Source organism: Tateyamaria sp., assembly GCF_039945315.1.
Lineage (GTDB): Bacteria > Pseudomonadota > Alphaproteobacteria > Rhodobacterales > Rhodobacteraceae > Tateyamaria.
Genome location: NZ_JBDUXB010000049.1, coordinates 115,907 through 129,553 on the forward strand (window position 1 = coordinate 115,907; position 13,647 = coordinate 129,553).

A 13,647-nucleotide genomic window follows, 5' to 3' on the forward strand; every position below is an offset into this window, starting at 1 on the left:
ACGGTGCGACATGGCGTGGGTGTGAACGGAGTACGACAGATGAATGAGTTGAAGGCGGCGGCAGTGTCAGCGCGCGAAAATGCCTATGCCCCCTATTCCAAATTTTTGGTGGGGGCTGCGATCCTTACTCCGTCCGGGGCCGTCTTTTCAGGCTGCAATGTTGAAAATGTCGCCTACCCGCAAGGAACCTGCGCCGAAGCGGGCGCAATCGCAGCGATGATCGCCGCGGGCGAGCGCGAGATTGCGGCCGCCTATGTGATCGCAGGCAGCCCGACGCCTGTGCCCCCCTGTGGTGGCTGTCGCCAGAAACTGGCTGAATTTGCCGGCGCTGACGTGCCCATCACGATGGCAACGACGGGCGGCACCGAGCAAACCATGCGCATGGACGAACTTTTGCCCGGGGCCTTTACCGCCGACCATATGGGGTCCGGCTCATGAGCGATGCCCGCACCATCATTGGCAAACTGCGCAACCGTCAGACGCCATCGCGCAATGAACTGAAATGGTTTGCCCAGGGTCTTTCGGACCACACTGTCACCGATGCGCAGGCCGGGGCTTTCGCCATGGCAGTCTGCCTGAATGGCCTCGGTGATGTGGGCCGGGTCGCACTCACGATGGCCATGCGCGACTCCGGCCGGGTGCTGGATTGGGACGTGGGCGGCCCGGTTCTGGACAAGCATTCCACCGGCGGGATTGGCGATTGCGTGAGCCTTGTCCTCGCGCCGGCCCTCGCCGCGTGCGGTGTATTCGTGCCGATGATCTCTGGGCGAGGCCTTGGGCACACGGGCGGTACGCTCGACAAACTGAGCGCGATCCCGGGTCTGGCCACCGAACTGAGCGTCGAACAGTTGCACGATGTAGTGACCCGTGCAGGCTGCGCCATCGTTGGTGCCGGGGCAGACATCGCCCCGGCAGACAAGCGGCTTTATGCGGTGCGTGATGTAACCTCGACTGTAGAAAGCCTTGATCTGATCACCGCATCGATCCTGTCCAAGAAACTGGCGGCGGGGCTTGATGGCCTCGTGCTGGACGTCAAAGTCGGTTCGGGTGCGTTCATGAAGGACCGCGCAGCGGCAAACGAACTTGCCGAAGCACTGGTAAAGACAGCGAACGCTGCGGGCTGCAAAACCACAGCCCTGATCAGCGACATGAGCCAACCGGTCGCCCCCGCCCTTGGCAATGCGCTCGAAGTGGCGGAGACGATGAAGGTCCTGACCGGACAGACCAAGGGTAAACTCGTTGAAATGTGTGCCAGCCTTGGAGGTGTGCTGCTGGCTGATGCGCGTTTGGTCGAGGATGTTCAGGCGGGTGCAGACGCGATCACGGGCGCGATTGCCGATGGCCGCGCGGCTGAACGCTTTGGCACGATGATTTCTGCGATGGGTGGACCGGTTCAGTTTGTCGAGAGTTGGGCGCGCTTCTTGCCAGAAGCCACGGTTATCCGCGAGATTGCGGCACCTGCATCAGGCTATGTCACTGCGATCGACGGCGAAGCGCTGGGCATGGCAGTTGTTGATCTGGGCGGTGGCCGCAAGGTCGAAGGTGAGGCCATGAACCTTGCTGTTGGCCTGTCAGATGTGGTGCGGATCGGAACTCAAGTGACACGCGGCGAGCCACTGGCTGTGGTGCATGCGGGACGCGCAAGTGATGCCGATCAGGCGGAAACAGCGCTGCGCGCCGCGATCACCATTGCCGCCAGCCCGGTTCCGGCACCCGACTTGATCCTTGATCGGATCGGATGATGGGCCGCGCCTTTCTTGTTGTCATGGATTCGGTGGGCATCGGCGGTGCACCGGATGCGGATGCCTATTTCAACGGCACTGTGCCAGACACTGGGGCCAATACACTTGGTCATATCATTGACGCCTGTGCCGCAGGCGCAGCTGATCAGGGGCGCAGTGGGCCGCTGGCTGTTCCGACGCTTGATCAAATAGGCTTGCGCGAGGTTATGGCCTTGGCGGCAGGCGGCACGGCATCTTCGACACGCTCAGGCGTCGCAACAGAGCAGTCGCGTGGCAAAGATACGCCGTCGGGCCATTGGGAATTGGCGGGCGTACCAGTGCCTTGGGATTGGCATTACTTTCCCAACGACACGCGGGCCTTTCCATCGGACGTTGTGCAGGCGGTTTGTGATGCAGCAGGAACTGACGGGATTTTGGGAAACTGCCATTCCTCAGGCACGGATATCATCACACTTCACGGGCCTGAGCATATCAAAACGGGTTGGCCCATTTGCTACACCTCGGCGGACAGTGTGTTCCAGATCGCAGCGCATGAAGAGCATTTCGGCCTCGACCGACTGCTCAATCTCTGCGCGACCGTTGCGCCCAAACTGCACGAGATGCGCGTGGGTCGCGTGATCGCGCGCCCATTTATAGGGGACGCCGGATCATTTCAGCGAACCGGCAACAGAAAGGACTATGCAATCACTCCGCCCGCCCCGGTTCTGTCGAACTGGGTGCAAGATGCAGGTCGCCACGTCTATGGCGTTGGAAAGGTTGGAGATATCTTTTCCATGCAAGGTTTTGACGAGGTGCACAAAGGTAACGATGCCACCTTGATGACCCACCTGTCTGATCTTGTGGATAGCGCTGAAGACGGCAGTCTGACTTTCGCCAATTTCGTCGAGTTTGACAGCCTCTACGGACACCGCCGGGATGTGGCCGGCTATGCACGACATCTGGAGTGGTTTGACAGCGAAATCGGCAAACTGCGCGCCCGACTGCGCCCGGACGACTTGCTGGTGCTTACGGCTGATCATGGCAATGACCCGACTTGGGTCGGCACCGACCACACTCGCGAACGTGTTCCGGTACTGGTCGATGGATATAATGGAACGCCCTTGGGCTTGATGGGTTTTGTCGATGTGGCGAGCCTCGTGGCCCAGCATCTGGGCGTTTCACCAAAGTAAACGAAATACCTCAGGGGATTGTCCTTGGCCGTCTGGCGCGGCACTAAGGGACAAGCAAGGAGCCTGCCGCTATGTCCGAACATCTCACTATCGTTGATCACCCGCTCGTTCAGCACAAACTGACCATTATGCGAGATGAAAACACGCCAACAGCCGTGTTTCGCCAGTTGTTGCGCGAAATCAGCCAACTGCTGGCTTACGAAGTGACCCGCAATCTTGAGATGACCACAAAGCGGATTTCGACTCCGATGACCGAGATGGACGCGCCCACCCTTGCGGGAAAAAAACTGGCGCTCATTTCGATTCTGCGGGCGGGCAACGGCTTGCTGGACGGAGTACTGGAACTCATCCCGTCAGCGCGTGTTGGGTTTGTGGGCCTTTACCGGGACGAAGAGACTCTGCAGCCGGTGCAGTACTACTTCAAAGTGCCCGAAACGCTGGAGGATCGTCTGGTCATCGCAGTTGACCCAATGCTCGCCACGGGCAACTCATCTGCGGCGGCGATCGATCTTTTGAAAGAGGCGGGTGCAACCAATATCCGCTTTTTGTGTCTGTTGGCGGCACCCGAGGGAATCGCACGGATGAAAGAGGCACATCCTGATGTGCCCGTCGTCACCGCAGCAGTCGATGAACGTCTGAATGAGGTGGGATACATCGTTCCGGGCCTTGGAGATGCGGGTGATCGCATGTTTGGCACCAAATAAACCCTCCTGCGGCTTTACTAACAAGCAGGATTCAGGCATCATTTCTCCTATATCTTGTGGGGGATATGATGAAATTAACAAGAATTGCCGCGATCACTGTGATCGGATTGGGTTTTGGCTCGGGTGCTGCGTATGCGCAAAACCTTGCTGCTGTTCAGGCACCAGCGGAGCTGCCGCCTGCGTCTTACCGTGGCGCGCAATACGTCGACAGCAACGGTTGCGTGTTCATCCGTGCAGGCATTGATGGCAACATCAACTGGGTGCCGCAGGTCAATCAGCAACGCCAGTTGATCTGTGGACAGACACCAACGCTTATCGGCACGCAGAGCGCGAGTGCGTCAGCCCCATCAACGCCAGTAGTCGTGGAATCTGCGACCACAACACAGGCATCACAGGGCGAGGCCTCTACCGCACGACCACAAGCGCGACCTGCCCCCGCAGCGGTAGCGAGCACTCCGGCCCCTGCCGCCGCGGCCCCACGAGTTGCACGCACAACGCCTAAAGCAACCACCGCTCCACCAGTGGTGACGCCGCGCTCTCGTATTGTACCACGCCAAGTTTATGAGACACGACCTCGGCAGGACGCTTTCCCGGTTCCAAAAGGATATCGCCGCGTGTGGGACGACGATCGCTTGAACCCGCGTCGCGCTGAGCAATCGCTTGAGGGTGTCGTGCGAACGCAGCTGGTCTGGACACAGACAGTGCCACGCCGCCTTGTGGATCGCACGTCTGGCAAGGATGTGACGGCCACGATCGCATTGGTTTACCCCTACACTGACATGGAAACGCAACTGCGCGAACTGGGCAGTGTCACCCTCGTTTACCGTGACGGCCAATTGCAAAAGCGCATTGTCCGCAACAAGGCAAAGACCCGTGCGCCGACGGTTTCGACACGATCGGCCCCGGAGCCCGTCGTTCCAGCCAAGGCCAAAGCAGACAGCACAGGCCGTTATGTGCAAGTCGGCACCTACGACAAGCCAGCCAATGCGCAAGCCGCCGCGCAACGTATCATCCGCGCTGGCCTGCCTGCACGCATTGGCAAGACCCGACGTGGGTTAAAACGCTACCAGGTTGTGGTGGCAGGGCCCTTTGAAAGTTCAAACAGCCTTGCGCAAGCTCTGAACACAAGCCGCGCGGCCGGTTTCAAAGATGCGTTTGTGCGCTGATAGCTAAAAAGTATGGCGGGTCCTGATCCGCCCTGCGCTCAGCTTTCGCAAATGGATTGAAGTTGTAGCCAATCACGATCGCGCATGATTGGATCAGGCTGTTGACCGGCCATTGGGTCCGCTTCAATCAAATCTAGCGTTTGTTCCCCTGAAATGTCGCGTGCCCGCGCATACGGAGTGCTGCGCAACGCAGCATCTGCGAATGCAGGCAAAACCTCATCAGCTGGCAGTGTAGGTGCAAAGCGCGACAGCTGCGCAGTGGTATAGTCATCTAAAGCCTTGGACGGAACAGCGCCCGTGGTCAGCAATGTGACGGACGCGCGAACGCCTGCGTGTTCGAGCAGGGTCCGCAATGGAGGGGTGGCCACACTGCGTACCTGCTCTACCAACGCATATCCTGCCGCCACATCCGGTTCTTCGTAATCTTCCACCAACGCGCGGTTCAGCAGAATTGTTCCGCCGGGCAACGCCAATGCCGCGCGCACGCCACCCGGAACGATCACAATCCGCACAGCCCCTGTGCGTCGCGCCAGCGCCGTCAGAGCATCGCGGGCCTGTACACTGCGGCACCGTGCGCCGGAGACCCGTTCAATGCGCACAAGCAACGCCGCACCAATTTCCGCCTCTTTGACGGGAGGTACAACACGCATCGCATAATCGACCAACGCGCCAGGCAACCACAACACAGCGAGCGCGCCGACAGCTAATACAGAAACGGCGGCCCCCAACCAGCGCAACCGCCCCGGATGCGGACGGGCACGCGCTACGGCCTGACGCAATGTGTCGATCGCCTCGATCATCTCGGTCTCGTTGGGGGCAAATTCCAGCGTTTCACCTGGGTCACCATCTGGATGAAAGACGATGCGTCCATCCACGTCCCCGCCACGCTCAATAGCGGCCAGAGACCAATGCGTCACCGCGCGGTTGTTGAGATCACTGATCACCAGCGTGGCATCGCCAATAGACACGAACACCTCACGCCGTTGCCCATCAGGCGCGCTGCGCCACAAGCCCGTCGCTTCGAGCCGCTCATATTTGCTCAGTGCCGTCATGTCTGTATGTGCCGGGCCCGCTCGTGCCTCTTTGTCATTGGGCGAACTCTAGCATGCGCGACCCAGAGCGCCAAGCGATCACAAATGCGCGCGCAACCAAAGCGTGATTTGACCCGTAGGCTTTTGTCCGTACGCTCAAAGCATATCAAGAAAAGGGCCAAGATGATGAAGTTATCACTCAAAGCGACCCTCGGAACAGCGTTGATGGTGCTGTCCGCGCCGCTCGGCGCGCAGGCGGCGGAAGGCACCCGCATTCAGGTCACAGGCGAGATTATTGACACGTGGTGTTACTACTCTGGCGTCATGGGTAGCCCGGACGCCGTTGTCGGGTCCGCCCACCATACCTGCGCTTTGTGGTGCAGTGCCGGCGGTATCCCCGTCGGGTTGCTGGCCGAGGATGGAACTGACTACATGGTTCTCAAAGTAGGCGATGACGCCGAGGCGGCCGGTGGTGATACGCTCTTGAACCTTGCGGCCCATACGGTTGAAGCCGACGGCATGCTTTATGAGCGTGACGGACTGAACTACCTCGTCGTCGCGAACGTGGTTTCTGATCTGGATATCACCAACCAGAACCACGACGACTACGGCAATGCCCCCCCCTTCTCGATCCCGGATCCCAACAAATGAAACACTTGATTGCATGTCTGGCGCTGATCGCCAGCCCGCTTGCCGCGCAGGATTTCTCGGAAGGTTCCGAGGCGCGCTCGTGGAACCTCTATGCCGAAGCTCCCGCCAAATTCGACGCAGAAGTCGTCGACGTTCTGTGCACCTTGACCGGAGACTGCCCCGAAGACTGTGGTGCCGGCAGACGGCAACTGGGCCTCGTGCGCACAGCCGATGACGTTCTGGTTCTACCAATGAAAAACAGTCAGCCTGCCTTTACCGGCGCTGCGGTGGAACTGGCCCCATTTTGCGGCCAGACCGTCACCGTCGATGGACTGATGCTGGATGATCCCGAACTTGGGGCAAACAACGTTTATCTTTTGCAAACGATCAAGGTGGCGGATGCGGACAAGATCAAAGCCAATCAATGGACCAAAGTCTGGGCCAAGAACCATCCCGAAGCCAAGGGCAAGGGCCCGTGGTTCCGTCGCGACCCGCGCGTGAACAGCATTATCGAGACCGAAGGTTATCTCGGGCTCGGGCTTGATGTCGACAAGACCTATATAGAAGAGAACTTCTGAGCGATGCGCGCCCTTATAGCAGCATTGTGTTGCGCAGCATTTCCAGCGTTTGGACAAAGCCCCTTTCCGGTCAATATCGGAGGGCCTTTCACACTATTAGACCAGTACGGCGACGTGCGCACTGAGGTTGATCCGAACGGCAATGCGCAGCTTGTATTTTTTGGCTATGCCAATTGCCTCAACATCTGTTCCGCCGCCCTACCTCTGATGGCGCAGGTCGTGGATGTACTCGCCGAAGACGGGATTGATGTGACGCCGGTGATGATCACGGTCGCCCCGGATCAGGATCGGGTCGAGACTATGGGTGCGCCCCTCTCCGACATCCATCCCGGGTTCGTCGGGTTGACCGGAGAACCGAGCGCTTTGCAAGCAGCCTATGACGCCTTTGCCGTCGAGATCACACCGCTGTTTGAGGACCCGGAATACGGCTGGATCTATGCCCATGGCAGTTTCGTACATTTGTTGGACGCCAATGGTGCGTTACTGACGCTGCTGCCTCCGGTTCTTGATGTAGACCAGATGGCCAACATTGCGCGCGGGTATCTGGATCCGCAAAGTTAGGACGCCATACGCAGCTGACCAAAGTAGAGTGTTTGGAACCTCTGCCTCCGGGTGCTTGAGCGCCCTCGCCCGCCGTATTTTCAGTCAGAAGAAGTAGATGGTCTTTCGCCTTCCTTGGGGGTCAGTCCATAGCGCTTGGCGATGTGCCAAACGTGATCTGGGATCATGTTCTTCATTTTTGCCGGCAAGGCATGACGCAAATGCAGCACGGTTTCTGCTGCTTTCATCTCAACCCGCGTGCGGGCGAATTCCAGCCCCCTCGGACCTGTGCGTGGTTGCAGCCAACTCACGATGGGCCGCACCCAATTCGGCATCCGCCTGAGGGGCAGCCCTCCCGCAGCACGGGCCGTATTGGCGATAAACCCTTTGACGGCAGCCGCCCGTTTTCCCTTTGAGCCCGGAGCGCTGAGCGTGACGCGTGCACCGAGCCCCTCTAGCATTTCCGCCCCTCGTGCATTGCGCACAATCAGCCACTGATCGCCCTCGCCCGCCATATAGCCCACCGTGATGTCGGCAAGCACATTGGTGTAGTCCACGCATGTTTTGCAGGTCAGAGGAAAAAAGTCCGGCGGCAAGTCCGAGATCGGCAGTTTGAGGAACGGGATCAGCCGTTGCCGTCCATCTGCAAAGCGCAATTCGACCCGGTAGTCGGCGCGAAATTCCAGATAGGTGATACTGTCCGGGTCTTCGTCGAGCAGAGCGAGGAACTCATGGAAGTTCTCGGTTGTCGTGTTGTCCGAACACGGCGTCCCGATGACGTACAGGCGGTCGAGACCCAAAGACGCCTCAAGCTTGCGCAACGCATAGATCTGGCAGGGAATCCCGATAACTGCGAGTCGTTTGAACCCACGTTCCTGCGCTTCCTCCAAAAGTGCCAGAAGCGGTGCGTACCCCATGCGCATGCCCCGGGCGCGGACCATGTCACAGGCTTGCGTGATCAGAGCGGGCTGCGGTTTCCAGCGGTCCTGTTCGTCCGGCACCATGGTCAGCACTGCGTCGACCTGTCCCTTCTCCAGCAGATCAGCAGCCAGTGACGTCGTGATCCCCGTCCACTGCGCGCCATCTTTCGGAGCAACCATCGCCGCGCGGTGCATCGACTGAAAGGGGCCAAAGAACAGTTCATCCCCCGTCCCTCGGTAGCGCCCGTGCACGGCGCGCTCAAGACCCGGATAGTCTGGTTTGATGAACTGGCAGGCTGTCCCGCAAACAGTCGGGTCGGCCATCCGGGACACCCCGCAATCGGTGCACAGGGATCGTGGAACCGGATCGCGCAGAGTCAAGAGAACTGCTCTGAGATCAGCCGCTCCTCCAACCCGTGGCCGGGATCAAAGAGGATACGGTGGACCACAGCCGGTTCGGACTGGATTTCAACGGACACCACATTTCGGATGGCACGAGAGTCTGCTTCAGCCATCACGGGGCGCTTTTCGGGCTCAAGGACCTCAAAACGCACGCGTGCCATTTTGGGCAACAAAGCCCCCCGCCATCGGCGTGGACGGAACGCCGCCACCGCCGTTAAGGCGAGCACGTCAGAGCCAATCGGCAGCACAGGTCCGTGGGCGGAGTAATTGTAGGCCGTGGAACCAGCGGGGGTTGCGACCAGTGCACCGTCGCAAACCAACTCATCCATGCGCAGTCTATCGTCGACCGAAATGCGAAGTTTGGCAGCTTGAGGCCCTGCGCGCAGCAATGACACTTCGTTTATGGCCAGAGCCTTGTGCTCGTTCCCATCCACATCCCGAGCCGTCATAGTCAACGGGTTCAAAAGCGCCTCTTCGGCTGCATCAAGGCGCGCTTCGAGATCCGCCTCGCCGTATTCGTTCATTAGGAAACCTATTGTGCCGCGATTCATCCCGTAAACGGGGACATTGAGATGCTGCGACCCGTGCAAGGTCTGGAGCATGAATCCATCTCCCCCAAGCGCCACAATCACGTCCGCATCTTCGAGGTCAGCATCGCCGTACCGATCCACAAGCGCCGCACACGCCGACTGCGCCACAGGTGCGCCGCTGGCAGCAAAGGCGATTTTCAGCGACATGTGCGTTTCCTATGGTGGTGTCTTTGTGCCGAAAGAACCATATATTTTCGCCCCTTACCAGCATTGCCGCCGATCGCGTGGGATTAGTCGCTTTACATCCTTTGCGCCCGGTGTGGTTTCCGATAGGAAACGGTCTAAATTCAACTCGACTCGCAGATCATCAGGAGAGTGCCCATGAACGCGCCCCATCGCACCGACGGTTTCTTTACCCAATCCCTCGCCGACCGCGACCCAGAGCTGTTTGGCTCGATCCGCGACGAGTTGGGACGCCAGCGCGACGAGATCGAACTGATCGCTTCCGAGAACATCGTTTCGGCCGCCGTGCTCGAGGCACAAGGGTCAGTGATGACCAACAAGTATGCCGAAGGGTATCCGGGCCGCCGCTATTATGGCGGTTGCCAGTACGTAGATGTGGCGGAAAACCTTGCCATTGAGCGAGCCAAGCAACTATTTGATTGCGGCTTTGCCAATGTGCAGCCGAACTCTGGCTCGCAGGCCAACCAGGGTGTGTTTCAGGCGCTGCTGCAGCCCGGTGATACGATCCTCGGCATGTCCTTGGACGCAGGCGGGCACCTGACACATGGCGCCAAACCGAACCAGTCCGGCAAGTGGTTCAATGCTGTGCAATATGGCGTGCGCCGCGACACACTCGATATCGACTATGACCAGATCGAAGAACTGGCGCTTGAGCATAAACCCCAGATGATCATCGCCGGTGGGTCTGCTATCCCGCGCGTCATCGACTTTGCCCGCATCCGCGAGATCGCCGACAAGGTTGGCTCATGGGTGCTGGCCGATGTGGCACACTTTGCTGGCCTCATCGCGGCAGGGGAATACCCCAACCCGTTCCCGCATGTGCACGTGGCCACGACCACCACGCACAAGACACTGCGCGGTCCACGCGGCGGTATGATCCTGACCAATGACGAGGCGCTGGCGAAGAAATTCAACTCCGCCATCTTCCCCGGGATACAGGGCGGGCCATTGATGCACGTGATCGCCGCCAAGGCCGTAGCCTTTGGCGAGGCGCTCGATCCGTCGTTCAAATCCTACCAGCAACAGGTGATCAAGAACGCGCAAGCGCTCGCTGATCAGTTGCACAAAGGCGGGTTAGACACGGTCACGCACGGCACTGACACCCACGTCATGTTGGTCGATCTGCGCCCCAAAGGCGTAAAAGGCAACGCGACCGAAAAAGCGTTGGGGCGGGCACATATCACCTGCAACAAGAACGGTGTGCCCTTTGATGATGAGAAACCGACAATCACGTCCGGCATCCGCCTTGGCAGCCCCGCAGGCACGACGCGCGGCTTTGGTGAAGCGGAATTCCGTCAGATCGGCGACTGGATCATCGAAGTGGTCGATGGACTGGCGGCAAACGGCGAAGACGGCAACGGCGCCGTCGAAGACAAGGTCAAGGCCGAAGTGGCCGCCCTTTGCGCGCGCTACCCGATGTATCCCGGTTTGTAAGCCCTTTGCTTTCTTTGGAACACAAAGCCCGCAGGTAAGACTGCGGGCTTTTTCTTTTGCACGTTGGGCCAAATTTGGGGCGTAACAAGGTCGTTTGACACATATCAAAGCAGAACAGGGTAACAGCCCCTAGGGTCCTTTCATTGGAAAGGAAACCACATGCTCGATAAGGTCACAAAAAACAGCAAATCAGATGCAAACCCACTTGCAGCCGAAGTTGTCGGCTTCGAGCAAGGTGAATACCCCTATCCCAACAAGATTTCGCGCGACGAATACGAAACCGAGAAGGCGGCGCTTCAGGTCGAGCTTCTGAAGGTGCAGCACTGGGTTGCCGATACGGGCCAAAAGTTTGTGATGCTGTTCGAAGGGCGTGATGCCGCAGGCAAAGGGGGCACGATCAAACGGTTCATGGAACACCTGAACCCACGCGATGCACGTGTCGTGGCGCTAAACAAACCGACCGAAGAAGAGCGCGGCCAGTGGTTCTTTCAACGCTATATCAAACACTTACCCACAGCTGGTGAGATCGTTTTATATGACCGATCCTGGTACAATCGTGCCGGCGTAGAGCGGGTCATGGAATTTTGTGAACCCAACGAATACCTCGAATTCATGCGACAGACGCCAGAATTTGAGCGGATGCTGACCCGGTCGGGCATCAAACTGTTCAAATACTGGTTCTCGGTTACACAGGAAGAACAACGGCGCCGCTTTGCCTCACGCGAAACCGATCCGCTGAAACGTTGGAAACTTTCGCCAATTGATCGCGCCAGCATTGAACGTTGGGATGACTATACCGAAGCCAAGGAGGCGATGTTCTTTTACACAGACACCGCCGATGCGCCGTGGACCGTCATCCGCTCCAACGACAAGAAGCGGGCGCGCCTCAACTGCATGAAGCACTTTCTTTCGCAACTGGACTATCCAGACAAAGACACTGCAGTTGCGGCCCTGCCCGACCCGCTGATCGTCCTGCACGCGGACCATGTGGTGCAAAACTCCGATCATATCCTTGCCACGTCACTGCACCCGCAAACGCGCAAAACCAATAACTAAGCCAACAAAGAAGGACATTACATGTCTCATACACCCCACGAACTTGCCGAAGATTTTCCAGAACACACCGCACTCATGCACGATTTGCGCGAGAAAGATGCCCACTTCGCCAAGCTGAGCGACGCCTATCACACCGCCAATCGGGCGGTGCACCGGGCAGAGACAGATGTTGAACCAACTTCGGACGACCATCTGGTCCAGATGCGCAAAGAACGGATGCATCTCAAAGATGAGATTTATCGCTATCTGATGCAGCAGACCGCGCAGTCATAAAGTTCGAAATCGGTGTCCGCACCTACAAGGCAAAGACATCCAGCGCCTCGGAAAACCCCTTGAACTGAATTGGCGACAGTGGCGCGCTGCCCTCCCCATTTACAAGCGCACGCTGCGTCTGCAGGTCACACAGGATCGTGTGACCTGCCACTTTTGTGTGTGCTTCAAGCCTTGCGGCAAGGTTCACGGTCTTGCCAATGCAGGTGTAGGTGGCGCGCTCATCGGTTCCGGCATAGCCCGCCACCACCTCTCCCGTTGCGATGCCAAAGCCGACCTTGATCGCACTCTCGCCCAGCGCGTCGCGTTCTTGATTGAGCACGCCCATCATATCGCGCATCTCCTGAGCGGCGGAGGCAGCACTTTGAGCGGAGTTCTCCAAAGGCTGCGGCGCCCCAAACAGCGCCATCAAACCGTCCCCAACCATCAAGCTGACAATGCCCCCATTGCCTGTGACCGCATCAAACATCAGGGTGTAAAAGGTGTTGAGCAGGTCGATTGTCGCTTCGGGGCTCATTGTCTGACGTCAGCGCTTATGGGTCCAAATAGGGTTATTTGCTAAGAGAGTGTTTGTTGCTCATCGTAGCCACCGAGGAGTGGACGATGAGAAAGACAACGAAGAGCCCAGGCGAGAAGATCGTCAAAGATATCAAGCGCGCCACGCGCAAGCATTATTCATCAGAAGAGAAGATCAGGATCGTCCTTGATGGCCTGCGTGGCGAGGACAGCATTGCCGAGTTGTGTCGCCGGGAGGGGATATCTCAGGGCATCTATTACAAGTGGTCCAAAGACTTCATGGAGGCCGGGAAGAAGCGCCTGGCTGGGGATACAGCGCGCGCCGCAAACACTGACGAAGTGAAAGAGCTGCGTCGTGAGGCCAAAGACCTCAAGGAGGTGGTTGCAGAGCAGACGCTCGAACTGCGTCTTCTCAAAAAAAGCATGACAGGCGATGGGGGCGACCACGAATGAGGTACCCTGCATCTGAGAAGTTGGAGATCATACAGCTGGTCGAGGAAAGCCACCTGTCGGCACGCCTGACGCTGGCCAAGCTCGGCATTCCACGGACCACGTTCTATCGTTGGTACGACCGCTACCTTCAGCGCGGTGAGGCCGGATTGCAGGATCAATCTCCCAAGTCAAAACATGTCTGGAACCGGGTGCCCGACGAGGTGAAGCGCAGGGTCGTCGACTTCGCCTTGCGGGAGACGGAATTGTCCCCGCGTGAGTTAGCG

15 protein-coding genes and 1 pseudogene are annotated in these 13,647 nt (G+C 58.6%); 12 read left to right on the forward strand and 4 right to left on the reverse strand.

The genetic code is table 11. The features are described 5' to 3' along the window. Positions 1-39: 39 nt before the first annotated feature. The 5 genes from ABJD00_RS15540 (at position 40) to ABJD00_RS15560 (ending at position 4,781) form a co-directional block, all read left to right on the forward strand. A complete protein-coding gene (locus tag ABJD00_RS15540) occupies positions 40-438 on the forward strand; it encodes a cytidine deaminase (RefSeq protein ID WP_413832408.1) in 399 nt (132 codons plus the stop codon). Next, positions 435-1,742 carry a thymidine phosphorylase gene (locus tag ABJD00_RS15545; protein ID WP_413832410.1) on the forward strand — a complete coding sequence of 436 codons (1,308 nt, stop codon included), beginning with the start codon at positions 435-437 and terminating at the stop codon, positions 1,740-1,742. Before ABJD00_RS15540 ends, ABJD00_RS15545 begins: the two co-directional genes overlap by 4 nt. Continuing rightward, positions 1,742-2,911: a phosphopentomutase gene (locus ABJD00_RS15550; protein ID WP_413832412.1), complete on the forward strand. Its 1,170-nt coding sequence runs from the start codon at positions 1,742-1,744 to the stop codon at positions 2,909-2,911. The genes ABJD00_RS15545 and ABJD00_RS15550 overlap by 1 nt, the downstream gene beginning before the upstream one ends. A 71-nt stretch (positions 2,912-2,982) precedes the next feature. After that, positions 2,983-3,615, forward strand: coding sequence for a uracil phosphoribosyltransferase (gene upp / locus ABJD00_RS15555; RefSeq protein ID WP_413832414.1), 633 nt, complete (start codon positions 2,983-2,985; stop codon positions 3,613-3,615). A 68-nt stretch (positions 3,616-3,683) separates the two neighbouring features. Continuing rightward, positions 3,684-4,781, forward strand: a complete 1,098-nt coding sequence (locus ABJD00_RS15560; RefSeq protein WP_413832416.1) for an SPOR domain-containing protein — start codon at positions 3,684-3,686, stop codon at positions 4,779-4,781. A gap of 38 nt (positions 4,782-4,819) precedes the next feature. Here ABJD00_RS15560 and ABJD00_RS15565 read toward each other — a convergent pair whose 3' ends face one another. Continuing rightward, positions 4,820-5,833, reverse strand: coding sequence for a hypothetical protein (locus ABJD00_RS15565; RefSeq protein ID WP_413832418.1), 1,014 nt, complete (start codon positions 5,831-5,833; stop codon positions 4,820-4,822). Positions 5,834-5,998: 165 nt separating this feature from the next. On the opposite strand from ABJD00_RS15565, the gene ABJD00_RS15570 reads away from it, so the two are divergent. From ABJD00_RS15570 to ABJD00_RS15580, 3 genes are read left to right on the forward strand one after another with little or no spacing between them, the layout of a single operon-like run. Continuing rightward, positions 5,999-6,463 carry a hypothetical protein gene (locus tag ABJD00_RS15570; RefSeq protein WP_413849047.1) on the forward strand — a complete coding sequence of 155 codons (465 nt, stop codon included), beginning with the start codon at positions 5,999-6,001 and terminating at the stop codon, positions 6,461-6,463. Then, entirely contained in the window at positions 6,460-7,020 is a 561-nt protein-coding gene (locus ABJD00_RS15575; RefSeq protein WP_413832422.1) for a hypothetical protein, read from the forward strand. The genes ABJD00_RS15570 and ABJD00_RS15575 overlap by 4 nt, the downstream gene beginning before the upstream one ends. 3 nt (positions 7,021-7,023) lie before the next feature. Further along, entirely contained in the window at positions 7,024-7,581 is a 558-nt protein-coding gene (locus ABJD00_RS15580; protein ID WP_413832424.1) for an SCO family protein, read from the forward strand. An 80-nt stretch (positions 7,582-7,661) separates the two neighbouring features. Here the strand turns inward: ABJD00_RS15580 and ABJD00_RS15585 are convergent, their stop codons facing one another. Both ABJD00_RS15585 and ABJD00_RS15590 read right to left on the reverse strand, forming a co-directional pair. After that, positions 7,662-8,861 (reverse strand): Coenzyme F420 hydrogenase/dehydrogenase, beta subunit C-terminal domain, encoded by a 1,200-nt coding sequence (locus ABJD00_RS15585; RefSeq protein ID WP_413832426.1) that lies wholly within the window; start codon positions 8,859-8,861, stop codon positions 7,662-7,664. Continuing rightward, positions 8,858-9,619 (reverse strand): NAD kinase, encoded by a 762-nt coding sequence (locus ABJD00_RS15590; RefSeq protein ID WP_413832428.1) that lies wholly within the window; start codon positions 9,617-9,619, stop codon positions 8,858-8,860. Before ABJD00_RS15590 ends, ABJD00_RS15585 begins: the two co-directional genes overlap by 4 nt. Before the next feature lie 174 nt (positions 9,620-9,793). On the opposite strand from ABJD00_RS15590, the gene glyA reads away from it, so the two are divergent. The 3 genes from glyA to ABJD00_RS15605 all read left to right on the forward strand — a co-directional run bounded on the left by glyA (position 9,794) and on the right by ABJD00_RS15605 (position 12,418). Next, positions 9,794-11,089: a serine hydroxymethyltransferase gene (gene glyA / locus ABJD00_RS15595; protein WP_413832430.1), complete on the forward strand. Its 1,296-nt coding sequence runs from the start codon at positions 9,794-9,796 to the stop codon at positions 11,087-11,089. Positions 11,090-11,248: 159 nt separating this feature from the next. Then, entirely contained in the window at positions 11,249-12,145 is an 897-nt protein-coding gene (ppk2, locus tag ABJD00_RS15600; RefSeq protein ID WP_413832432.1) for a polyphosphate kinase 2, read from the forward strand. Positions 12,146-12,166: 21 nt separating this feature from the next. After that, entirely contained in the window at positions 12,167-12,418 is a 252-nt protein-coding gene (locus tag ABJD00_RS15605) for a YdcH family protein (RefSeq protein ID WP_108835285.1), read from the forward strand. Between the two features lie 22 nt (positions 12,419-12,440). On the opposite strand, the gene ABJD00_RS15610 is transcribed toward ABJD00_RS15605, so the two are convergent. Then, positions 12,441-12,932, reverse strand: coding sequence for an adenylate/guanylate cyclase domain-containing protein (locus tag ABJD00_RS15610; protein WP_413832435.1), 492 nt, complete (start codon positions 12,930-12,932; stop codon positions 12,441-12,443). Positions 12,933-13,018: 86 nt separating this feature from the next. Here ABJD00_RS15610 and ABJD00_RS15615 point away from each other — a divergent pair. Beyond that, a pseudogene (locus ABJD00_RS15615) lies at positions 13,019-13,647 on the forward strand (transposase); the annotation flags it as partial.